This is a genomic window from Ornithinibacillus sp. FSL M8-0202 (genome assembly GCF_037975285.1).
Taxonomy (GTDB): domain Bacteria; phylum Bacillota; class Bacilli; order Bacillales; family Amphibacillaceae; genus Ornithinibacillus; species Ornithinibacillus massiliensis.
Map to the genome: position 1 here is coordinate 3,569,960 of NZ_CP150248.1, position 23,377 is coordinate 3,593,336.

Below are 23,377 nucleotides of genomic sequence, written 5' to 3' on the forward strand. Positions count from 1 at the left end.
AGAGGTGAAATCATGAATTCGTTTAAGAATATTATAGAATATATCATGAAAATAAGAAGCAAATTTCTACGTATTGTTGTACCGATTATCGCATTAAGCCTTTATTTTTTTCTATTATCCTTTAATAATGTATACACGGAAACATATGATATTGAACCTCTGACAACAGCAAGAGAAACGATTCGTTCACCAATCACCATAGAAAATCAACAAGAGACGAAGAGAAAGACTAGAGAAGTTTATCAGTCCGTGCAGGATCGATTTGATATTTCAACAGAAATTGCCCAGGAACAGATTGGATACATAGAAGAGATTTTTAATGCTGTAGATAAATTAGAAGCGGAATCCATGAAGGAGGATGAAAGCGACGTACCAGCTCCTTTAAACAATCGCGAAAAAGTAGAGCGATTAAAACAATTACTATCCAACAGTATAACGGAAAAAGTGGATGACAGTGTATTTCTTAGGTTAATTGATGTATCACCTGAGGAAAGAGAACAAGGGGAAGAACTGTTCATTACCTATGTTCAAGAGGTATACGAGACTGGTGTACGAACAGCGAATATGAATAGTGCTATCGAAAGTATTAAAGAAAATATTCGCTATTCTACATTAGATGATAATTTAATTGAGGCGTTACAAGAACTGACCGAATTTGTTATTGTTGAGAACTCTTTCTACGATGCTGATAAGACAGAAGAGGCAAGAAAACAGGCAGCTAGTACGGTCGAGCCAGTTATGATTAATGCTGGTGAAGTAATTGTTAGAGAAGGAGAGACCATAACAAATGAAGTTTATGAAAAACTTCAATTAGTTGGACTTTTAAATGAAGACCGTAATGTATTTCCAGTTATCGGATTAGCCATTCTCATTATATTGATTGGATCGATCATTTTTTATGAGATGAACCGAATCGATAATTATAAGAGACTGGATAAAGGAGCAATTGCTTCAATCTTATTAATCAGCTTTTTCGTTGTTTCTTTAATGAAAACGATTAGTCTATTTACGACACATGCTAATGAGCTCTTCTTTATTGTGCCTGTAGCAACTGGGGTTCTCTTAGTTAAGCAGCTAATCAATGAACGATTAGCTATCGTGTTAACCGCATTATATGCTATTCTTGGTGGTATTATATTTAATGGGCAAATACCAGGTACACTTAACATAGAAGCGGTTGTCTATTTCTTTTTCTCACAATTTGCAGCAATCGTATGCTTGATGAATGTTAAGGATCGATTATCGATTGTTCGATCTGGTATTGGAATGTCCATTGCGAATATTGTTACGATACTATTATTTGTATTCTTGTCCTTTGAAAAATATTCATTAGCTGATTTATTACTATTATCTGGATATGGTTTAGCTTCTGCTTTTTTATCAGCTGTCTTAACAATCGGCTTACTGCCATTTTTTGAAACAGGTCTTGGTATACTATCTGATATAAAGCTATTACAATTATCGAGTCCGAATCAACCATTACTCAAAAAAATCTTAACAGAAGCTCCAGGAACGTACCATCACTCCATTATGGTTGCTAATTTAAGTGAAACCGCATGTGATGCTATTGGGGCAAATGGTTTATTAGCTAGAGTAGCTGCTTATTATCATGATATTGGCAAAACCGTAAGACCGCATTATTTTATTGAAAATCAATTGTCTATTAAAAATCCACATGACGTGATTTCACCTGAGCAGAGTGCTGAAATTATTATACGCCATCCTTATGATGGTGCAGAACTACTCAAGAAGCATCGTATGCCTAAGGAGATTATCGATGTCGCAATGCAACATCATGGTACGACATTGTTAAAGTATTTTTATTTCAAAGAGAAAGAACAGAACCCAACAACAAGAGAAGCAGATTTCCGGTACCCCGGTCCGAAACCGCAAACTAAAGAGGCTGCTGTCATATCTATTTGTGATTCTGTAGAAGCGGCGGTACGTTCATTACAGGAACCTACTGAAGAAAAAATTGAAGAAATCGTATCCAATATTGTAAATGAGCGATTAATGGATGGACAATTAGATGAATGTCCGCTAACAATTAAAGAAGTGAAAATTGTCCATCAAACCATTTGTGAAACATTAAAAGGAATCTTTCACTCTAGAATTCAATATCCAACAAAGGAGGCAAAATAATGGATATAGATTTTCAAGATAATACCAATTCGGTGTTAGAAGATGAAATTAAATTAATTACAGGATTACTAGAAATTGCTGCTAAAAAGGAAGCCGTACCGAATCATGCTGAGGTTTCGGTTACGTTTGTGAATAACGAGGAAATACAAGAGATTAATCGAGATTATCGTAACTTAGATAAGCCAACCGATGTTATCTCATTCGCATTAGAAGAAACTGTAGATGACGAAGTAGAGATCGTTGGAGAAGATTTACCAGTTGTGCTAGGTGATATTATCATTTCAGTTGAAAGAGCAAAAGAACAAGCGGCAGATTACAATCATTCCTATGAAAGAGAATTAGGCTTTTTAGCTGTGCATGGTTTTCTACATCTATTAGGTTATGATCATATGACGAAAGAAGATGAGAAGGTTATGTTTCAAAAACAAGAGGAAATACTAGGTGAATTTAACCTTGGAAGGTAAAAGGAAATCTATCGGCTTTACCTATGCTTTAAATGGGTTAAAGGAAGTGTTCCAATCAGAACATAACTTTCGCTTGCATATGCTATCGATTGTTCTAGTGGTCATTGCTGGATGTTATTTCGATATTGACACTATAGAGTGGTTGGCTGTTATCATTGTAATGGGTCTCGTGGTTACCACTGAAATGGTAAACACAGCAATTGAAGAAATAATCAACTATGTTAAACCTGAGATCCACCCAGCGGCTAAGAAGATAAAAGATATAGCAGCAGGCGCGGTTCTAATCGCTTCTCTCACCGCTCTAATCGTGGGGGTTGTCATCTTTATTCCGAAAATATTTTAAGGATACAAAGCAGTAACGAACTTACTTAGGAAAAATTCAGGCCTATTGGATATTCTTCAATAGGTCTGTTTTTTGTCTCGATAGATATAGGCATTCCTAATGGTAAAGATTCCATCACAATTAGATTGCTTACTTGTGGCTGTTCCTTTACAACAAGTATTTGGAGAAAGGGATAAGTATGGCACTTACCTTGCTGAATCATCATAAAGTAAAGAATAAGATGATTGGTGACTTAACTCGCAAATTCGCTAAAAAACGAGTAAATATGATCTTTTCATAATGAGACTTATCGAAGCATATAATCTTTTTAAAGGTTTTGTCGATAACATGAAACAAGGAAGAATTTGTAGTATAATAGACCAAACATAGAAACGAAAAATAGAAACGAAAATCGTAAACAATAAACTTCTTGGAGGAATTTCATACATGGAAAACAACTACAAATCAGGATTTATAGCTATTATTGGTAGACCAAATGTTGGGAAGTCAACATTTATGAATAAAGTAATTGGTCAAAAGATAGCCATTATGAGTGATAAACCACAAACAACTAGAAATAAAATTCAAGGTGTATTAACCCAATCAGATGCACAATTTATATTTATCGATACCCCAGGAATACATAAGCCAAAGCATCGTCTAGGTGACTTTATGGTTAAAATTGCTGAAAATACCTTGAATGAAGTTGATGCAGTACTGTTTATGATAAATGCCGATGAGGGATATGGTAAAGGGGATCAATTTATTATGGATCGCCTTGAACGTGTAAAAAGTCCAGTCTTCCTTGTCGTAAATAAAATCGATCTAGTACATCCGGATAAGCTATTACCACTAATTGAATTGTATAAAGAAAAATATGATTTTGAAGAAATTATTCCTATTTCAGCATTGCAAGGGAATAATGTTACCCATCTTTTGGACGTACTTAAAAACCATCTACCAGAGGGGCCACAATTTTACCCGGCGGATCAAGTAACGGACCATCCGGAGAGGTTTATCATTAGTGAATTAATTCGAGAGAAGGTACTTCATTTAACAAGAGAAGAAGTACCACATTCTATCGCTGTTGTAATAGAAAACATCGAGAAACGTGAATCAAATGCCATTTTTATACAAGCAGTAATTGTGACAGAAAGGAAATCACAAAAAGGGATATTAATTGGTAAACAAGGAAGCATGCTGAAGAATATCGGGAAAGAAGCACGCAAGGATATTGAAGCGTTATTAGGTTCTAAAGTTTATCTCGAACTCTGGGTAAAAGTACAAAAAGACTGGAGAAATAAGCAAAGCCAATTATTTGAATATGGATTCCGCCAAGATGAGTATTAAAGTTGGAAAAAATTATAACTCATTCTTTCTCTTAGAGTGGAGAAGATAAGCATATCCGGAACATGGATTGCCTGTCATGCAACCTATGTATCCAGATTAATTTAGGAAGTAAGCAGTATTCTAACTTAGAAAAGATACTTGTAGAAAAGTATAAAGAAAGGTGTGTTTTCTTGTGATCGACTTAGTATGGAAATTATTTAGTCAAACAGGAAATATTGAGACCTATTTATTGATGAAAGAGTTAGAAAGTGAACCTCAAGAGCTAAATTTAGAAAATGGCTCAGAAAATAATCTGGAGAACTTACCGGTTGATTCAAATATGTAGCATGCAGTGAATAAAGGGGACTATGTATGCTAGAGAAAATAGATGGTATCATAATAAAAACAAAAGACTATGGTGAAACACATAAAATTGTTACGATATTCAGTAAAAAAATAGGTAAATTTTCTGCAATTGCAAGAGGTGCAAAGAAACCTAAAAGCAGGATGGCTGCTGTTACGCAGCCATTCATTTATGGTCAATTTTTTCTTTATCTTAATAAAGGTTTAAGCAATATACAACAGGGAGAAATTATTGATTCATACCGAACTATTCGAGAGGACATTATAAAGACGGCCTATGCTGCCTATTTAATGGAGCTGACAGATAAGCTGCTTGATGAACATGTACCTAATTTAGAGATATATACACAATTAACGGAGACGTTGGAATGGATAAGTAATCATCATGACGTCGATATACCACTCATGATGTATGAAATGAAGTTATATCGGGTCGGAGGTTTTGCTCCTACGGTGGACTGTTGTGCACATTGTGGTGAGAAAAATCCTCCCTTTACCTTTTCTATGATAGAAGGTGGCTTACTTTGTTCGAAATGTCGTCATTTCGATCCTGAGTCTGTTCCGTTATCGAATTCGGTCGTAAAGCTATTATATATTTTCTCCAGTGTTGGATTAGAAAGAGTAGGCAATGTATCGGTTAAAGAAGAAAACAAGCTATTGTTACGAGGGTTGTTAGATAATTACTATGACCGCTATGGAGGGTATTATTTAAAGACTAGAAAATTTCTTAATCAGCTTGATAAGCTGCAATAATGACCTTTATATTGACAAATACCACATGAATAAAGTAATATGATACATATTTGATAGATTGTGATGAAAGAGAAGAGTACTTTCTGTTTACCATTAGTAGCGAATCCAGGGTGGTGAGAGCTGGGTATTGGGGCAGTTAGGAATGGCGCTCTGGAGCATGAACGAGTAAAGTGGCTTTATGAATCAATAAAGCAAATAGGGTGGAACCGCGGATTTAAACCCGTCCCTATGTCTATAAGCTATTTATAGGCATAGGGACGGGTTTTTTGATTTAGAGTAAGTGGTTCCCGGCCATAGTACCGGTTGTTTATCCTTACGATGGAGATTCGTGTTTTATGAGTAAAGCGATAGGAACGCTTATGTCACTCTCTTTTGAAAAGTTCTTTATTAGATTATCCTAAAAAAACTAAACGGAGGTAGTATTCATGAATATTCAAAATATGATCTTAACATTGCAAAAGTTTTGGTCAGAACAGAACTGTATTTTAATGCAGGCTTATGATGTTGAAAAAGGTGCTGGGACAATGTCCCCGATGACATTACTACGTAGTCTTGGTCCAGAGCCATGGAGAGTTGCTTATGTAGAGCCGTCCCGTAGACCAGATGACGGACGATATGGGGAAAACCCAAACCGTCTGTATCAGCATCATCAATTCCAGGTTGTGATTAAGCCTTCTCCAGATAATATCCAGGAACTATATTTAGATTCTTTAAAGGCTTTAGGGATCAATCCACTAGAACATGATATTCGATTTGTAGAAGATAACTGGGAAAATCCAACTCTTGGAGCAGCTGGCCTTGGCTGGGAAGTATGGCTTGATGGAATGGAAATTACGCAATTTACGTATTTCCAACAAATTGGCGGGTTAGAAGCGAATCCGGTAACCGTTGAATTAACGTATGGAATTGAGCGACTAGCATCGTATATTCAAGATAAAGAGAATGTATTTGATTTAGAATGGACAGAGGGCTTTACTTACAAAGATATCTTTAAACAACCTGAATTTGAGCATTCAACTTATACATTTGAAGAATCTAATGTTGATATGCTATTTACCTTATTTACAATGTATGAAGAAGAGGCACAAAAAACGATGGAAAAAGGACTTATTTTCCCTGCTTATGATTACGTACTGAAATGTTCCCATACGTTTAACCTGTTAGATGCAAGAGGTGTAATCTCAGTAACAGAACGAACTGGATACATTTCAAGAATTCGAAATCTAGCACGTAACATTTCAAAAGCTTATGTTGCGGAACGAGAACGTTTAGGATTCCCTATGCTTAAGAAGGAGGAAAAATAATGGCTAAGAATGTGTTGTTTGAAATAGGTCTAGAAGAACTTCCAGCACGATTTATTGATGATGCTGAAAAGCAATTGGAAGATAAAACAAGAAGCTGGTTAGAGGAACAACGGATTACTTATACAGGAATCGAAACCTATTCAACCCCTAGAAGGCTAGCAATTTTTATTCAAGATATGGATGAAAATCAAGCTACTATTGAGGAAGAAGCAAAGGGACCCGCTATTAAAATTGCCAAAGATGAAGCTGGTAATTGGACGAAGGCTGCTATTGGTTTTACTAAAGGACAAGGTAAATCAGTAGATGATATTTATACAAAGGATATAAAGGGTACTACTTATATATTTGTTAAGAAAGTAATTGAAGGGAAACCAACAAAGGAAATATTACCAGAGTTTAAGCGTATCATTGAGTCTATCCAATTTGGCAAAAACATGCGTTGGGGCGAGCAATCCATGAGATATGCTAGACCAATTCGCTGGTTAGTAGCGCTTTATGATAAGGAGATCATACCGTTTACTATTGCACAAGTGCAAACTAATAATGAAACATTTGGACATCGTTTCTTAGGTGATAAAATTACGATTCAACTTCCTTTAGAGTATAAGGAAAAAATGAAAGATAGCTTTGTCATTGTCGATGCAGATGAGAGAGAGAAAATGATTCTTGATGGGATTAAACAAATAGAGAATGAGCATGACTTTCTAGTGCCTATCGAACAAGATCTATTAGAGGAAGTAAAGAACCTAGTAGAATATCCAACAGTATTTGTTGGATCATTTGAAAAGGAATTTCTTCCATTACCTGAACAAGTGTTAGTAACGTCCATGAAGGAACATCAACGTTATTTCCCAGTTAAATCTAATTCTGGGGAATTGCTACCTTACTTTGTAGGGGTCCGTAATGGAGATAGCCATGCTATTGAAACAGTAATTAAAGGAAATGAAAAAGTATTGAGAGCCAGATTGTCTGATGCGCAATTTTTCTATGAAGAGGATCAGAAGCAGACAATCAATTTTTACCAGGAAAAATTAAAGAATGTTGTTTTCCAGGAAAAACTAGGAACTATTTATGATAAAGTTAATCGCGTAATCAGTATTTCTAAGAAGATAGCAGAGGCAATCGCTATTAATGAGAATGAAAAGAACCAGATTATGCGTGCTGCTGAAATCTCTAAATTTGATTTAATGACGAATATGGTAAGTGAATTTACCGAGCTTCAAGGTATAATGGGTGAAAAATATGCTCGGATATTTGGAGAAGATGAAGCTGTTGCAGTTGCAATTAAAGAACATTATATGCCGACAAGTGCAGGTGGACAATTACCAGAGACATTGATTGGTTCAGTCGTAAGTGTTGCGGAAAAATTAGACACAATAGTAGGATGCCTTGGTGTCGGCCTGAAGCCTTCAGGGTCCCAGGATCCATACGGATTGCGCCGTCAAGCAACTGGAATCTTACGTATAGCGAATGAACGGGGCTGGGAAATTAAAGTTGATCAACTATTTAACATAGCCGTTGAGCTTTATGAGTCCTTGAATCTAGAACATGTTAATCTAGAATTGGTACAGCAAGAATTACATGATTTTGTACAACAAAGAGTTGCCTTTGTATTAAAAGAAAGAGGCATTGAACAAGACATTATTCAGGCAATAACTGGTGAGGAAATTGGTGTTATGTCAGCTATCATTCAGAAGGCTAGCATTTTATCATCAAAACGTAATGATGAAAGCTTTAAACCGATTCAAGAAGCTTTGGTACGGGTATTAAACTTAGCTTCGAAAACAGATGAAACAGAAGTACATGCTACTTATTTTGAAACAGATTCCGAAAGAGCATTATATGAAGCATATGAGAAAATAGAACAGAGCTATCAATCATGGATAGAGAAAGATAATTATCAGGAAGCATTTGCTCAACTAGAGAAGCTAGCAGAGCCTATCCATCAATTCTTTGATAACAATATGGTAATGGCAGAGGATGAGCGATTAAAAACAAATCGATTGGCATTATTAAATCGTATTGCCATATTACTAAATAGCTTTGCAAACTTAAATGCAATCGAGTGGAAACAGCATTTTTAAAAAGTAGACATACTAATTTCTCTTTCCGGTGTAAGTGGGCTATAATATTATTAAATAGTATGTCTTATTTGGCGGGTAGTGAAGTATTACGAAGCAGGCTATCTGCATAAGGAAAACTAATTGCATTCACTTAGAAAATGCAGGTTTTTCTAAAACCGTTGGGTGGTGTGAAATAGTGGAATTATCCAATCGACAAGAAAAAATAATAGAAATTGTTAAAAATAATGGTCCAATTACTGGTGAGCATATTGCGGAACAATTAAACTTGACTAGAGCGACATTACGGCCTGATCTTGCAATATTAACAATGGCTGGATTTTTAGATGCAAGGCCTCGTGTTGGTTATTTTTACACTGGAAAAACTGGATCGGAATTATTAACAGAGAAGATTAAAAAGTTTAAGGTTCATGAATATCATTCGATACCGATTGTGGTGCAAGAAAGTGCTTCGGTATATGATGCCATCTCGACCATGTTCCTAGAGGATGTTGGCACATTGTTTATCGTGGATGAACATTCATGTCTAATTGGCGTTGTATCGAGAAAAGATTTACTACGTGCGGCCATTGGGAAGCAAGATTTAAGTGCCTTACCGGTCCATATTATTATGACAAGGATGCCCAATATTACCGTGTGCAGAAAAGAAGACTTGTTAATTGATGTAGCGAAGAATCTTATTAATAAACAAATTGATGGGGTTCCTGTCGTAAAGGACACACCAAAAGGTCTAGAGGTAGTTGGACGGGTAACGAAAACGACAATTACCAATGTCTTTGTCGAATTAATTACAGATAATCATATCTAACCCTAGGGGGATGATGCGAATGAATAGTAAAAAGCATGTTTTTATCCTATCCGATTCTGTGGGCGAGACGGCAGAACTGGTGATAAAAGCGGGATTAAGTCAATTTACACATCATTATGATATTCAACGTGTACCGTATGTTGAAGATACGAAAACAATTGACGAAGTTTTATTTCGGGCAAAGGATGCGGAAAGTATCATAGGGTTTACGCTAGTAGATCCAATGTTGCGTGATTATTTGAATCAAAAAGCAATTGAATTAAATATAGAGGCAATTGATATTATGGGGCCAATGCTTCAAGCGATGGAACGTTTCTTTGACAAAAAGCCTCGTCAAGAGCCAGGATTAGTTCATAAATTAGATGAAGACTATTTCAAAAAGGTGGAAGCAATTGAGTTTGCCGTGAAATATGACGATGGACGTGATCCAAGAGGAATTTCTAGAGCGGATATCATATTAATTGGTGTCTCCAGAACATCTAAAACACCATTGTCTCAGTTTCTTGCACATAAGCGATTGAAAGTAGCCAACATACCAATCGTGCCGGAAGTTGAACCTCCTGAGGAATTATTTATGGTAGATCCAAAGAAATGTATCGGATTACGCATTGAACCTACTAAGCTAAATGATATTCGAAAAGAAAGATTGAAGGCGTTAGGTTTGGGAGATCAGGCAACCTACGCCAACATTCAAAGAATCCATCAAGAATTAGATTATTTTGATAAAATTGTGGAAAGAATTGGATGTAGTGTTGTTGATGTATCCAATAAAGCCGTAGAAGAAACAGCCAACCACATTTTACGTTTAATAAAAGAATAATTAGTTTGTTAGAGGCTGGGACAAAACGAAAAGAATTAAATGTAAAACCGAATGATACAGGATACTAGCTCCGGAAATATACGTAGACTCCTGCGGGAGGAAAGGGCAAGGTTGAGACCCCTAAAGAAGTAGCACGAAGAGGCTAAGGCAGCCGCCCGGCGGTAAAGTAGACACTGCGAGGTCTTTTCGAGCAGATGTCGCACTTATACTGTGATAAAGTGCAAGGTAGACACTGCGATGGTTTTATCGAGCAGATGTCGCCTGTGCTGGAAGCAACCGCAAGTATATTTCCGGAGCGAGGTCTTTGCGTATCATTTGGTTTTTCCTTTTAGATAAATTCTTTTGTCCCGGCCTCTTTACTACGGTTTTAAAAAAAGTAATAAAAAAACTTGCATATTTTAATTTAATTAATAGTAATTTTAAAGGAAATGTATTATAATAAATTTTTGTGTAAAAATACTTGATATTGTATAGAATAGTACAAAAGAAACTTTAGGAGATATTCTGAAAAATAAAACATTCATTTTAAAGAAGGAATCTGCATTTTTTTGTAGAATAGTATTATTAGACTTATCAAAAACAGTCTAGGCTATAAATTTTAGGATTATACAGTAAAACAAACCTAATGCAAATCAAGATGACTTCTATATCCTTCTAAGCGTTTTTCATAATAGAAGGAATTTTTTTCGACTATCTCAAAAAACTTGTCGAAATATGAAGGATTTTATTAGGAGGATATCGAATAAATAGTATATGAAATCCTGAAATCTGGTGGTTTATATGGCGAACCAAATATCTGATGAATTAATTGAACAAATTCGTAATGCTAATGACATCGTGGATGTGATTGGTGAATATGTCCAATTAAAGAAACAAGGTAGGAATTATTTTGGACTTTGTCCTTTTCATGGTGAAAAATCACCATCCTTCTCTGTAACACAAGAAAAGCAAATCTTTCATTGCTTTGGTTGTGGAAAGGGAGGGAATGTAGTGACCTTCTTAATGGAGATGGAAAGTTTTAACTTTTTTGAAGCAATTAAGCATCTTGCAGATCGTTCTGGTATTGAGCTTCCTGAACATGCCATTAAACAAGAATCTTCATTATCCAAAGAAAGTCAACAAGTACTTTCTGCACATGAATGGTTAACGAAACTGTATCACCATCTAATACGTTATACTAAGGATGGGAAAGTAGGTTTGGATTATCTTCAGGAGAGGGGTATTACTAATGAAGCGATAGATACGTTTCAACTTGGGTATGCACCTAATACGAAGGATTTTACAGCTACATTCTTGCAGAAGAAAGGCTTTCATCAGCAAATGCTAGTAAAATATGGCCTTCTTACCAGGGGACAAGATGATTCCGTTATAGATCGATTTAGAGGAAGGGTTATATTCCCGATTCGAAATCATCTAGGTAGAACGGTTGCATTCGGTGCAAGGGCAATGGAGGGACAGGAACCAAAATACTTAAATAGTCCTGAATCCGATATGTTTCAAAAAGGTAAAATGTTATACAACTTTGATTTAGCAAAGAAATATATCCGAAAACAAAATGAGGTAGTCTTGTTTGAAGGATATATGGATGTTATAACGGCATTTCAATCTGGTGTCCAAAATGTGGTAGCTACCATGGGGACAGCACTTACCGAAGTACAAGCGAAGCTTCTTAGAAGATACGCGGAAACTATTGTAATTTGTTATGACGGTGATAATGCTGGAGTGGAAGCTACTTATAAAGCGGCGAAATTACTTCAGGAGATTGGCTGTCAAGTGAAAATTGCGAGCTTAAAGGATAAACTTGATCCCGATAGTTATATTCAAAAATTTGGTGGAGAAGCCTTTAAGCGAGAGGTTATTGGAGCAAGTAAAACCTTTATGAGTTTTTACATGCAGTATTTAAAAAAAGACTTTAACTTAAGTCTTGAAGGTGATCGCCTCCAGTATCTAGAAGAAGTTCTTAAAGAAATTGCTCACCTAGATAGTTCTGTTGAAAGAGAATTTTACGTAAAAGAACTAAGTACAGAATATAATATTTCAATGGAATCCTTATTAGGAGAAATAGAACAATACCGACAAAAACTCGGTACCAGTAAGGATAAGAGGGAAAAAGACAGATATACTAATAGGGTAGAAAAGTCAAGAGGTAAATTATTACCAGCTTTCCATAATGCTGAAAGACAGCTCTTGGCTTACATGCTTCAGAATCGGTCCATCGCTGATAAGGTCCAGGAGGATATTGGCGTTTCCTTCAATATTGATGATCACAAAATCATCGCTACACACTTATATGCGTTTTATGAAGAGGATAACCTGGAAGATGTTAGCCTATTCATTGAACGTATCGTAGATGAGAAATTAAGGAAATTGGTTATTGAACTTGCGTTAATTCCTACCCAGACGGAAATTAGTGATAGAGAAATTAATGATTATATACAGATTATTCGTAATGAAAGTAGTGCAGGGGTAAGCATTAAGCAGCTGAAAGCCGAACAACGATTAGCTGAACAGCAGAATGACCCAATTAAAGCAGCGCAAATTGCACTAAAGATAATAGAATTACAAAGACAAGTTAAGCATTTAAATTGATTTAAGTAGTATGGAAGGAGGGGGACTCATGGCTGACAATAATACTTCACAAACAAAAGAAAATGAGCCTGAGTTAACTTTAGAACAAGCGAAAGAACAGCTTGTAGAGATTGGTAAGAAACGTGGTGTACTTGCCTACGAGGAAATCGCAGATCGCCTATCTAGCTTTGTAATCGAGCCAGATCAAATGGATGAATTCTATGAAAATCTTGCTGATCAAGGTATTGATGTAATTGGTGAGTCTGATGATGACCCGAAAATGAAAGAAATCGAAAAAGAAGAAGAATTTGATATCAATGACTTAAGCGTACCACTAGGGATTAAAATTAATGATCCGGTACGAATGTACTTAAAAGAAATCGGTCGTGTGGATTTATTATCTGCTACAGAAGAAATTGAGTTAGCTACTCGTATTGAACAAGGTGATGAGGAAGCTAAGAAACGACTAGCAGAAGCTAACTTACGTTTAGTAGTAAGTATTGCTAAGCGATATGTCGGTAGAGGAATGCTATTCCTTGACCTAATCCAAGAAGGTAATATGGGTCTTATTAAAGCTGTTGAAAAATTTGATTATCGTAAAGGCTTTAAATTTAGTACGTACGCAACTTGGTGGATTCGCCAAGCCATTACTCGTGCTATTGCTGACCAAGCAAGAACGATTCGTATACCTGTACACATGGTTGAAACGATTAATAAACTTATTCGTGTTCAAAGACAGTTATTACAGGATCTAGGTCGTGAACCAACACCAGAAGAAATTGGTGAAGAAATGGATTTAACGCCTGATAAAGTTCGTGAAATCCTAAAAATTGCACAAGAACCTGTTTCATTAGAAACACCGATTGGTGAAGAGGACGATTCACACTTAGGTGACTTTATTGAAGACCAGGAAGCAATCTCACCTTCTGATCATGCTGCTTATGAATTATTAAAAGAGCAATTAGAAGATGTATTAGATACATTAACCGACAGAGAAGAAAATGTTCTTCGATTACGATTTGGTCTAGATGATGGTCGCACTCGTACCTTAGAAGAAGTCGGTAAAGTATTTGGTGTAACTCGTGAAAGAATTCGTCAGATTGAAGCAAAAGCACTTCGTAAGCTAAGACACCCTAGTCGTAGTAAACGGTTAAAAGACTTTTTAGATTAATTGGGTTGGTCATTGGTCGTATAAGAGCAATGACTTTCCTTCTTTCTTTTTTGTATGTCGTTAAATCTGCATCGGGGTGATGAAATTGGCAGATGATCGTACTAGTACCATTGTAAAAGAAATCCTGTATTGGAAGGAGCATAAATTACTTCCTGAATCACAGTGTGATTTCTTGTTAGCATTATATACACAAGGGAACGATAATTCGTTATCGGATATAAAGAAGGAAAAGTATAAACCTTTCCTTTATATTCAGCTAATCCTTTTAGTGTTAATGGTACCGTTTTCATTTCTTGTAGTTTATTTTACTCAATTTAGTTTCATTTTGCAACTGAGTATTTTAGTTCTTTTTTTGGGATATTCTATTTGGGTGTTTCGTTATTTTTATAGGAATAAGATAAACTATGTACATATTTCAGTTATTGTTCCACTAGTTATATTATTAATGACTACAGATTTAATTACGAATGCACTTCAAATAAACCCATATGTTACCATAACGATATTTCTGCTAATTTTTGTATTTTGGTATTGGTTAGGGAAAAAACTTCGCTATCGTTATTTAATGTTGTCAAGTGTTTTAGCTATTATTTTGTTATTGTTCGTAAATTTTTCACATCTTTTTTCTTTCAACTAAAGCATTTTTCATATAGAATAGATATAGCTATGTGGAATAATTTTTTATTCTGGGGATACATAAGGAGGAAATACTAATGAAACGAAACCCATTAATCCCCTTTGCAATGATTGCCATTGTCGGGGTACTAGCAGTAATTGTTATTTCTTTTGTGGGTAATCATCAAAGGACACAGATTGCTGAAGGGGACGAAGGACAAGCTGATAACGTAATCATGGAAGATCCGGAAGAGATTTATGAAACGAGTTGCTTACATTGTCATGGGGCAGACCTTTCTGGTGGTATGGGACCTGCTTTAGATGCAGTTGGTTCTGAATTATCTTTAGATGAAATTAAAGATATCATTACCAATGGTACAGAAGGCGGAATGCCAGCTCAACAAGGGCAGCTTGCTGAAGAAGAAATTGCAATTATTTCTGAATGGTTAAGTGAGAAGAAATAAATAGTGTCGGGGAAAGCTTTCTGATATAATACAGAAAGCTTTTCTTTTATTATGTATTTGAAAGAGGAGGCTAGTTATGGCAGAGGAAATAAAGTTATCTAATAGACTGCGAAAGGTCGCTTCTTATTTACCAAAAGGAGCACATTTTGCCGATATTGGATCTGATCATGCGTACTTGCCTTGTTATGTATGCAGTAATGATTCGACCGCAAGAGCAATTGCTGGAGAAGTAAATGAAGGACCACTATCTAGTGCAATCGATACGATTAACACCTACCAGCTACAGGATGTTATTGAAGCAAGATTAGGTAATGGTTTGGCTGTTCTACAACAAGGAGAAGTGAATCAGGTAGTTATTGCTGGTATGGGTGGAGCGTTAATCCGTTCGATCCTAGAAAATGGGAAGGACAAGCTCAATAATGTCAATTTAATTATTGCCCAGCCAAATGTCGATGAAAAAAATGTACGTAGTTGGTACATAGAGAATGGTTTTATTATTGGGGATGAAGCTATACTAGAAGAAAATGGACATATCTATGAAATTATTGTTGGGAAACGGTCAAATGATAAGGAAACACTATCCGAGCAACAATTACTTTTTGGCCCGATTTTATTAAACCGACGAGATGCATTGTTCTTTAAAAAATGGAAGTCTGAACGAGATAAATTAACAAACGTTATTCGTCAGATGAAGCAAGCTAAAGTACAAGATACCATGAAAATAGGGAAATTTGAGGAGCAATTAAGTTGGATTGAGGAGGTGCTACGTTATGACCAAGACAACTAACGCACATATCTTTAACCTTATGGAGAAATGGGCTCCAAAAGCTTTCGCATACGATTGGGATAATATAGGCTTACAGGTAGGTTCATACAATAAACCAGTAAAAAAAATCATGGTTACATTAGATGTACTAGAGTCTGTAGTAGATGAGGCAATTGAAAATAAGGTCGATTTAATCATTGCACATCACCCATTATTATTCAAACCCCTAAAACAAATTAATATTGACAACTGGCGTGGAAGAATGATTAGAAAGCTAATTCAGCATGATATTACCGTGTATGCAGCACATACGAACCTTGATGTTGCAAAAGGTGGCGTAAATGATTTATTAGCTGATTTACTTGGTCTTGAAGATAAGGAAGTATTAATAGAAACGAATGAAGATTCATTATGTAAAGTTGTTGTCTATATACCAGAAACCCATATAGAAGTTGTGACAAATGCACTAGCTAATGCAGGGGCTGGCCACATTGGTCATTATAGTCATTGTACATTCCAGACCAAAGGGACGGGCACATTTATGCCTTTAGATGAAGCGAATCCTTTTATCGGGAAAAAGAATCAACTTGAGATGGTTCCAGAGGTGAAAGTGGAAACAATCGTCCAGCATACAATTCTTTCCAATGTATTAAAAGAAATGATTGCTGCTCATCCATATGAAGAAGTGGCATATGATGTCATTTCATTAGAAAATGAAGGTGAGAAGTTTGGAATTGGCCGAGTTGGAAATATAAAGGAAGTAACGTCATTAGATGAATTTGTGACAAAAGTAAAGCAAGTACTAGAGGTGGATCACTTAAGAGTATCTGGAGATTATAACCGTAAAGTTAAAAGAGTAGCTGTGTTAGGTGGAAGTGGTGAAAATTATATTCACGCTGCATTACAAAAGAAGGCAGATGTTTACATTACTGGGGATATGACATTCCATGTAGCACAAGAAGCGATTGAAATGGGAATTTCTGTTATTGATGCTGGGCATTATATAGAAAAAGTCATGAAGTCTGCTACGAAACAATATTTAGAACAACAAATCAAAGAAGATGCAACCTTAGATAAATCACTTGAAATAATTGTTTCGGAGACGAATACAGACCCTTTTCAATATCGATAGTAATTTAGTTTGGTAAGGCACTTAAAGGAGTAATCGTATGAATAAGACATTTAAATCAATATCATTCAACCCAATTATACTGGGTGTAATTGAAAGCTTGGAATTTAAGCAACCAACAGAAATCCAGCAGAAAATAATTCCTGCTATTTTAAAAGGGCAAAGTGTCATTGGACAATCCCATACTGGTTCAGGAAAAACACACTCTTTTTTACTTCCAATCTTTAATCAATTAGACGCGAGTAAAAAAGAAGTACAAAGTGTAATCACAGCACCAACACGCGAACTTGCGACACAGCTATATGATGAAGTGAAAAAAATTATCAAATTAGCCGGTAAAGAAGAGGAGTGGAAAACGAAGCTGTTAGTTGGAGGAACCGATAAACAAAAGATGATTGATAAATTGAAAGAGCCTCCACATATTATTGTAGGTACCCCTGGTCGTATTTTAGACTTAGTAAAAGAAGAAGCGATATCGATTTATTCTGCTACTTCCTTTGTCATTGATGAAGCGGATTTAATGCTTGATTTAGGTTTTATTGAGACATTAGATCAATTATTAATTCGTTGTAAGCAAGATATACAATTAATGGTATTCTCTGCAACCATTCCACAACGATTAGAACACTTCTTTAAAAAGTATTTAGAAAATCCACTACATGTTAAGATTGCTAATGAATTATCTCCTGAAACAATGGAGCACCGTTTAGTTGCTGTTAAGCATCGTGCAGAAGATGAAATCATTTATCAACTATCCGAGGCAATCAATCCTTATCTAGCCATTATTTTTACTAACGGTAAAGAGAATGCAGATAAACTTCATGAAAAACTGTTAGAAAAAGGTCTTAATGTAGGGATTATTCATGGTGGGCTTACACCTCGGGAAAGAAAGCGGATTTTAAAAGAGATTCAAAGTCTTAAATATCAATATTTAGTTGCTACTGATTTAGCATCAAGAGGAATTGATATTAAAGGAGTAAGTCATGTCATAAATGCACAACTTCCGAAAGAGGAAGAGTTCTATATTCACCGTGTAGGTAGAACAGCACGGGCTGGAATGGAAGGAACTGCTATTAGCCTATATCGAGAAGAAGATATCAAGCTAATCGAAAAGCTTGAACAAAAAGGATTAGAATTTGTTTTTTATGATGTAAGAAATGGCGAGTGGAAAGATGCAAAAGCATGGAATGAACGAAATCTGCGTCTGAAGACAACAACAGAGGTTGAAAAAGAAGCATGGAAGCAGGTTCGTAAGCCTAAGAAGGTAAAACCGGGCTATAAGAAAAAGATGAAAAGACAACAGGAATCCATTAAGAAAAATATGATTAAAAGTAAAAATAGAAAGAAATAATGGGGGAGTAAAGTCGTTATGTTAAAAATTGGTTCGCATGTCTCAATGAGCGGCAAAAAAATGTTGCTAGCTTCAAGTGAAGAAGCGGTCTCTTATGGCGCAAATGCGTTGATGATCTATACTGGTGCACCACAGAATACGAGGAGAAAGCCAATCGAAGAATTAAATATTGAAGCAGGGCTTAAGCATATGGCGGAAAACGGTATTCAGGATATTGTTGTCCATGCACCGTACATTATTAATATTGGAAATACAACGAAACCAGAAACCTTTGAATTAGGAGTTAACTTCTTAAGAAGTGAAATCGATCGTACGGAAGCTATTGGTGCAAAACAGATTGTACTTCATCCAGGTGCCCATGTAGGTGCTGGACCAGAAGAAGGAATTCAAAAGATAATTGAGGGTTTGAATGAAGTATTAGAGAAAGATGATAAAGTTCAGATTGCGTTAGAAACAATGGCTGGAAAAGGTTCAGAAATAGGTAGAACATTTGAAGAAATTGCCCAGATTATAGAGGGTGTTACCCATAACGATAAGTTATCCGTATGTTTTGACACCTGTCATGTTCATGATGCTGGTTACGATATTGTGAATGATTTTGATGGTGTTCTAGAACAGTTTGATAAAATTATTGGTGTGGATAGAATAAAGGTCGTCCATGTAAATGATTCTAAAAATGAGCGAGGAGCACATAAGGATCGTCATGAAAACATAGGGTTTGGCCATATTGGGTTTGATGCACTACATTATATTATCCATCACCCGCAATTAGCGACACTACCTAAAATATTGGAAACACCTTATGTAGGTTTAGACAAGAAGAGTAAAAAAGCGCCATATAAATTTGAAATAGAAATGATTCGAAATGGGTCATTTAACCCGGAATTACAAGAAATAATTATGAATCAATAAATTAACGAGATGCCAAGACGATGATTAGCAAGTTTATCATGATGTTTAGTGTCCGGTTTAATTCGATTATTAAGCCATAGAGGTTGGGATACGGTTCGAGTATCGCTGTCTCAGCCTCTTGTTCTTTACTTAAACTTGTTTTATCATGCGTAAATAGATAAGCTACCTAGAAGGTAAATTTCTTACCTAGGTAGCTTTTTTTAATTAAATAAATGCTCTAGTCCGTATGATTTTATTAATTCATGAAAAAGTCTATCAGCTTTTAAGGCGGTTTGGCGATCGGTAATTTCACTTAGATCGTGGAGCATCTTTTCTCGCTCTCTTTTGTCAAATGGATTAATTTTTTTAGTATGAACATAATTGGCAATTTCCTCGGCCTGCTGTCTCGTAATCGTAAACCCGTATTCCCCTGAATATTGTAAAATATCTTCCGCAGTAATTTGTCTCATTTTATTGAGAATAATTTGTTTTATAAACACTGACATAACATACACCTCTCTTTGTTTACCACTATATGCTTACCAGCTACTTTTATCAACTTGTTCTCACCGTTTTATGGAAAATGGTTAATTCTCACGGTGGTAAAAAGTAACATTATAAGATTCGTTTTTCATCATAAACTATAATTGCACCTCATCATTTTATAGAAGGAGGTCAATCATGGACGATAAAATTCGTACCAATAATGTGGAGAACGCTCCGAAGCATGGTGAAGACGATATTTCATCACGTCACGTGGATGGACTTTATTACAGTAGCCGTGATGAGGAAACAGCTGCTGAATTAACAGCAGATGACTACAGAAATGTAGCCCTTGACGAGGAAAAAAGTGAAGCGAATACTTCAATCGGTTGGATAGCCTTAGTGTTATCTATTGCCTCATTCTTCTGGGCACCAATTCTTTTAGGCGGTGCTGGGATTGTTGTAGGGTTTATGGCAAAGAATCGCCATGCAAATACCCTTGGTAATATTGCAATCGTAGCAGGCGCAATCTCCATTATCATTACACTGTTTATATTACCTTTCGTATAGACGAGGAGGCTAGGTTCGCTACCTGGCCTCTTTTATATTTCGACTAATTATTTCCATAACCATTATATTTTGGAAAGAAATAATAGCGGTTCACTTGCAGTTGATCAGGGTCTACTGTTGGATTCAATGTAGAAAAATCTATGCGTATTTGTTCTATATTTATATTGTGTATCGTTGGGTTAAGTCGTTCGGTGACGCTGAGCACTGTGTCACCTCGTTCTGTTTTTATTTTGATTGGTTCAAAAGCGGTGTTTTCAGTTAGGGAAGAATCCTGACTTTCATTTTGCTTTGATATGTTAGTTCCGGTGTTTAAGTCTTTATAGATACTAATCAATAATAGTATAATACATACAGTAAGAATAAATTTTTTCATGAGTTACTCCTTATTATGAAACCATTTATTATTTACAAACGTATATAAAGTAAGATTAATTTGGAGAGGGAGAAGAATATGGAAATATTTTCTCAAGAGTGGATTGCTATTATCATCACTGGCTTAGCAACATTATTTTTAATTGGAGAAATATTAGTAAATATGCGTGGTATATTTGCTTTATTAGGTATAGGATTTATAACGGTTTATTTTTCAGTATATTTGGAAACGGACTCCCTTATTCTTATGCTTGTCATTTATTTTATTGGAATTGCACTTATCATTATAGATGGTAAAGTATTAAATGATGGAACCTTAGCAACTATTGGAACAGCTGCCATGATCGCAGCAGTTGCGTTACCGGCACCAAATTTTGCCGCCGGAGCATATGCGGTATTAGGGGTAATACTAGGGGCAGCAGGATCACTGTTTTTCTTAAAAGTATTTAAACGTAGAGATATGTGGAATAAGATTACCTTAAAGGATAAATTGACTAGTGAGGCTGGATATAATTCTATCAATGCTGAATATAAAACGTTATTAAATCAAGAAGCGGTTACATTAAATGATTTACGTCCGGTTGGTACGATACGACTTGGAAATAAAGATTATAGTGCTATTTCGAATGGTCAATGGATACCAAAAGGAACAGAGGTTGTCGTAACGGAAGTAGATGGAACAAAAATATTAGTAGAACGTAAAAAAAATTCTTAGAAGCCTCCTAAGAATTTTTTTTTGCCTTTTACACACAATACGTTTATTGGATGAATTTGTACTTTCTTGTCGGAATTTCAATGTAAATTTTGTGTAAAGTTTTTAATAATTACTTTACAAAATGGATTCTTTTTTCAATAATGATTAAGGTGTGCCAATAAGGGTTACATAAGACAACATAATTAAAGGGGCGAATATCCATTGGAAATAGACGTGCAGACGCTGATTTTTGAATTCATCGGTGGTTTAGGTATTTTTCTTCTAGGTATTAAATATATGGGAGATGGATTACAAAAATCTGCCGGAGATCGTTTGCGAGAAATTTTAGACCGTTTTACGAGTAATCCGTTTCTTGGAGTACTTGCGGGTATAGTAGTGACTATTTTAATCCAAAGTAGTTCAGGTACGACCGTACTGACTGTAGGTTTAGTTAGTGCCGGATTTATGACACTTAGACAAGCCATCGGTGTTATTATGGGTGCGAATATTGGTACTACGGTTACAGCATTTATCATCGGTATCGATGTCGGTGCGTATTCATTACCGATTCTTGCAATTGGTGCCTTAATGATCTTTTTCTTTAAACATCAAAAGGTTACTGCTATTGGTCAAGTCGTGTTTGGTTTTGGCTCATTATTTTATGGGTTAGAATTAATGAGTAGTGGTATGAAGCCTTTAAGGTCGTTAGAAGCATTCCAAGAATTAACCTTAAGTATGAGTGAGCATTCCGTATTAGGGGTTGTTATTGGGGTACTGTTTACTGTTATCGTCCAAAGCTCTAGTGCGACAATTGGTATTTTGCAGGGACTTTATTCTGAAGGAGCCATCCGATTAGATGCTGCATTACCTGTCCTTTTTGGTGATAATATTGGGACAACGATTACAGCTATTATAGCATCTTTAGGTGCTACGGTTGCTGCTCGCCGTGCAGCTGCAGTCCATGTCATCTTTAACTTAGTAGGTACGACTGTCTTTTTATTATTACTACATCCATTCACACAATATGTGATGTTTTTACAAGAGAAACTGATGTTAAACGCTGAAATGACCATTGCTTTTGCACATGGTAGCTTTAATATACTAAATACAATAGTTCAGTTCCCATTCATTGGCTTACTAGCATGGATGGTAACGAAGCTTGTACCAGGAAAGGATACTACAATCGAGTACAAACCGAAGCATTTAGACCCGATTTTCATTCAACAATCTTCAGCACTAGCACTTGACCAAGCAAAGGCTGAAATAGTTCGGATGGGTGAATATGCATATCAAGGCATGGAAGAGACAAGCTTGTATTTATCAACGAACCAAACGAAACATGCTGAAATGGCTTTACAGATTGAAGGCGCACTAAACAGTTTAGATCGAAGTATAACCGATTATCTTATTGACATTTCTGGTGGTTCATTGTCTGAATTTGAAAGTGCAAAGCACACGGTATTAATGGATACAGTGCGAGATATTGAACGAATTGGCGACCATTTTGAAAATGTAGTGGAGTTAATTGATTATAAAATATCTAATAAAGTAGTGATTACGGATAGGGCACAAGAGGATTTAAATAATATGTTTGACTTAACCATGTCAACCGTTAAGCAAGCGATTAAGGCGCTTGATACGGGGAATCGTGAAGAGGCATTGGCAGTTGTTCAAAAAGAGGATCAAATCGACAAAATGGAACGAAGCTATCGTAAAAAGCATATTATCCGTATGAATGAAGGGGATTGTTCTGTATCAGCAGGTATCGTCTTTGTTGATATTATATCGAACTTAGAACGTATCGGTGATCATGCAGTTAACATTGCAGAAGCGGTGTTAGAGGACCATTAAATATATAAAGAGAGAGGTTTTTTCCTCTCTTTTTATTTTTTTTGTAAATTTTTGTTGCTATTTTTA

23 protein-coding genes and 1 other annotated feature are annotated in these 23,377 nt (G+C 35.8%); of the genes, 21 read left to right on the top strand and 2 right to left on the bottom strand.

Features of this window, described 5'->3' with window-relative positions; translation table 11 throughout:
* Positions 1-12: 12 nt before the first annotated feature.
* The 18 genes from MKY78_RS17990 to MKY78_RS18075 all read left to right on the top strand — a co-directional run bounded on the left by MKY78_RS17990 (position 13) and on the right by MKY78_RS18075 (position 19,362).
* Positions 13-2,142, top strand: coding sequence for an HD family phosphohydrolase (locus MKY78_RS17990; protein ID WP_339214620.1), 2,130 nt, complete (start codon positions 13-15; stop codon positions 2,140-2,142).
* On the top strand, positions 2,142-2,606 hold the full coding sequence (gene ybeY, locus MKY78_RS17995; RefSeq protein WP_339214622.1) for an rRNA maturation RNase YbeY: 465 nt from the start codon (positions 2,142-2,144) through the stop codon (positions 2,604-2,606). Before MKY78_RS17990 ends, ybeY begins: the two co-directional genes overlap by 1 nt.
* Positions 2,584-2,949: a diacylglycerol kinase family protein gene (locus MKY78_RS18000; protein ID WP_339214624.1), complete on the top strand. Its 366-nt coding sequence runs from the start codon at positions 2,584-2,586 to the stop codon at positions 2,947-2,949. The genes ybeY and MKY78_RS18000 overlap by 23 nt, the downstream gene beginning before the upstream one ends.
* Before the next feature lie 426 nt (positions 2,950-3,375).
* Positions 3,376-4,278, top strand: a complete 903-nt coding sequence (gene era, locus MKY78_RS18005; protein WP_339214626.1) for a GTPase Era — start codon at positions 3,376-3,378, stop codon at positions 4,276-4,278.
* 172 nt (positions 4,279-4,450) lie between these two features.
* Complete coding sequence (locus tag MKY78_RS18010) at positions 4,451-4,603, top strand: YqzL family protein (protein WP_186869943.1); 153 nt, start codon at positions 4,451-4,453, stop codon at positions 4,601-4,603.
* A 26-nt stretch (positions 4,604-4,629) separates the two neighbouring features.
* Entirely contained in the window at positions 4,630-5,373 is a 744-nt protein-coding gene (gene recO, locus MKY78_RS18015) for a DNA repair protein RecO (protein WP_339214628.1), read from the top strand.
* A 54-nt stretch (positions 5,374-5,427) separates the two neighbouring features.
* Positions 5,428-5,604, top strand: a binding site (T-box leader).
* Positions 5,605-5,798: 194 nt separating this feature from the next.
* Positions 5,799-6,677 carry a glycine--tRNA ligase subunit alpha gene (gene glyQ, locus MKY78_RS18020; protein WP_339214630.1) on the top strand — a complete coding sequence of 293 codons (879 nt, stop codon included), beginning with the start codon at positions 5,799-5,801 and terminating at the stop codon, positions 6,675-6,677.
* Positions 6,677-8,761: a glycine--tRNA ligase subunit beta gene (gene glyS, locus MKY78_RS18025; RefSeq protein ID WP_339214632.1), complete on the top strand. Its 2,085-nt coding sequence runs from the start codon at positions 6,677-6,679 to the stop codon at positions 8,759-8,761. Before glyQ ends, glyS begins: the two co-directional genes overlap by 1 nt.
* Before the next feature lie 175 nt (positions 8,762-8,936).
* Positions 8,937-9,566, top strand: coding sequence for a helix-turn-helix transcriptional regulator (locus MKY78_RS18030; protein WP_186869939.1), 630 nt, complete (start codon positions 8,937-8,939; stop codon positions 9,564-9,566).
* Between the two features lie 19 nt (positions 9,567-9,585).
* Entirely contained in the window at positions 9,586-10,386 is an 801-nt protein-coding gene (locus MKY78_RS18035; RefSeq protein WP_339214633.1) for a pyruvate, water dikinase regulatory protein, read from the top strand.
* A gap of 780 nt (positions 10,387-11,166) precedes the next feature.
* Entirely contained in the window at positions 11,167-12,975 is a 1,809-nt protein-coding gene (gene dnaG, locus MKY78_RS18040; RefSeq protein WP_339214635.1) for a DNA primase, read from the top strand.
* Positions 12,976-13,003: 28 nt separating this feature from the next.
* Entirely contained in the window at positions 13,004-14,125 is a 1,122-nt protein-coding gene (gene rpoD, locus MKY78_RS18045; RefSeq protein WP_186869936.1) for an RNA polymerase sigma factor RpoD, read from the top strand.
* A gap of 85 nt (positions 14,126-14,210) precedes the next feature.
* Positions 14,211-14,762, top strand: coding sequence for a hypothetical protein (locus MKY78_RS18050; protein ID WP_339214637.1), 552 nt, complete (start codon positions 14,211-14,213; stop codon positions 14,760-14,762).
* A gap of 76 nt (positions 14,763-14,838) precedes the next feature.
* Positions 14,839-15,204: a cytochrome c550 gene (gene cccA / locus MKY78_RS18055; protein ID WP_339214639.1), complete on the top strand. Its 366-nt coding sequence runs from the start codon at positions 14,839-14,841 to the stop codon at positions 15,202-15,204.
* 76 nt (positions 15,205-15,280) lie between these two features.
* Positions 15,281-15,991, top strand: coding sequence for a tRNA (adenine(22)-N(1))-methyltransferase TrmK (locus MKY78_RS18060; RefSeq protein WP_339214640.1), 711 nt, complete (start codon positions 15,281-15,283; stop codon positions 15,989-15,991).
* Complete coding sequence (locus MKY78_RS18065) at positions 15,975-17,102, top strand: Nif3-like dinuclear metal center hexameric protein (RefSeq protein ID WP_339214641.1); 1,128 nt, start codon at positions 15,975-15,977, stop codon at positions 17,100-17,102. Before MKY78_RS18060 ends, MKY78_RS18065 begins: the two co-directional genes overlap by 17 nt.
* 37 nt (positions 17,103-17,139) lie before the next feature.
* On the top strand, positions 17,140-18,450 hold the full coding sequence (locus MKY78_RS18070; RefSeq protein ID WP_339214642.1) for a DEAD/DEAH box helicase: 1,311 nt from the start codon (positions 17,140-17,142) through the stop codon (positions 18,448-18,450).
* Positions 18,451-18,468: 18 nt separating this feature from the next.
* Positions 18,469-19,362: a deoxyribonuclease IV gene (locus MKY78_RS18075; protein ID WP_339214643.1), complete on the top strand. Its 894-nt coding sequence runs from the start codon at positions 18,469-18,471 to the stop codon at positions 19,360-19,362.
* Between the two features lie 200 nt (positions 19,363-19,562).
* Here the strand turns inward: MKY78_RS18075 and MKY78_RS18080 are convergent, their stop codons facing one another.
* Positions 19,563-19,847: a DUF2624 domain-containing protein gene (locus MKY78_RS18080; RefSeq protein WP_339214644.1), complete on the bottom strand. Its 285-nt coding sequence runs from the start codon at positions 19,845-19,847 to the stop codon at positions 19,563-19,565.
* Positions 19,848-20,022: 175 nt separating this feature from the next.
* On the opposite strand from MKY78_RS18080, the gene MKY78_RS18085 reads away from it, so the two are divergent.
* Complete coding sequence (locus MKY78_RS18085) at positions 20,023-20,394, top strand: hypothetical protein (protein WP_339214645.1); 372 nt, start codon at positions 20,023-20,025, stop codon at positions 20,392-20,394.
* A 43-nt stretch (positions 20,395-20,437) separates the two neighbouring features.
* Here MKY78_RS18085 and MKY78_RS18090 read toward each other — a convergent pair whose 3' ends face one another.
* Positions 20,438-20,767: a hypothetical protein gene (locus MKY78_RS18090; RefSeq protein ID WP_339214646.1), complete on the bottom strand. Its 330-nt coding sequence runs from the start codon at positions 20,765-20,767 to the stop codon at positions 20,438-20,440.
* Between the two features lie 78 nt (positions 20,768-20,845).
* On the opposite strand from MKY78_RS18090, the gene MKY78_RS18095 reads away from it, so the two are divergent.
* Positions 20,846-21,481 (top strand): NfeD family protein, encoded by a 636-nt coding sequence (locus MKY78_RS18095; protein WP_339214647.1) that lies wholly within the window; start codon positions 20,846-20,848, stop codon positions 21,479-21,481.
* A 201-nt stretch (positions 21,482-21,682) separates the two neighbouring features.
* Positions 21,683-23,311, top strand: coding sequence for a Na/Pi cotransporter family protein (locus tag MKY78_RS18100; protein ID WP_339214648.1), 1,629 nt, complete (start codon positions 21,683-21,685; stop codon positions 23,309-23,311).
* The last annotated feature ends 66 nt before the right edge of the window (positions 23,312-23,377 follow it).